This is a genomic window from Actinokineospora sp. NBRC 105648 (assembly GCF_030269645.1).
Lineage (GTDB): Bacteria > Actinomycetota > Actinomycetes > Mycobacteriales > Pseudonocardiaceae > Actinokineospora.
In genome coordinates, this window is the sequence record NZ_BSTR01000113.1 from 1 (window position 1) to 801 (window position 801).

The window sequence follows — 801 nt, forward strand, 5'->3', positions numbered from 1 at the left end:
GATCTCGCGTGGTCTGGCGGAGTCGTTGGAGTACAGGGAGATCGCCGTCCTGATCGGGCGTGGTCCCTCGGTCGTGTCGCGGGAGGTGGCCCGACACGGTGGTCGTGAGGGGTATCGGGCGGTGGTGGCCGAGCGGGCGGCGGCGGCGGGGGCGGGCCCGGCCGAAGGTCCTGGCGGTGGACCGGGACCCCGCGGTGCGTGCCCGGGTGCTCAGGTTGCTGCGGATCGGCTGGTCACCGGCCTCGATCGCGGGCCGGTTGGCGTGTGATCATGGTCGAGGGCAGGCTGGTCGGGTGAGTCACGAGGCCATCTACCAGTGGGTCTACGCCCAGCCGGTCGCGACGTTGCGCCGGGAGCTGGTCGCGCTGCGGACCGGGCGCACCCGTAGGAGCGGGCCGCGTCCGGCACCGGCGCCGCGCATCCGTGAGCCCCGCTACATCGACGAACGCCCCGCCGAGGCCGAGGGTCGGGCGGTGCCCGGCCACTGGGAGGGGGACATCGTGGTCGGCAAGGGCGGCAGGAGCGCCGTGGCCACCCTGGTCGAGCGCACCAGCCGGTTCCTCGTCCTGGTCCCGCTGACCGGGCGCGACTCGCTGACCGTGACCCAGGCGATCATCTCTGCGGTCGGCCCGCTGCCTGCCTCGATCAAACGGTCCCTGACCTGGGACTGCGGCTCGGAGATGGCCCTGCACTCCGATGTCACCGCCACCGGGCTGCCGGTGTTCTTCGCCCACCCGCACTCACCCTGGGAACGCGGCAGCAACGAGAACCTCAACCGGATCGTCCGCGAGTACCTGCCCA

Annotated in this window: 1 pseudogene; it reads left to right on the forward strand. The window is 72.7% G+C overall.

From position 1 onward, the window contains the following. Position 1: 1 nt before the first annotated feature. Positions 2–801, forward strand: a pseudogene (locus QSK30_RS36605) (IS30 family transposase); the annotation flags it as partial.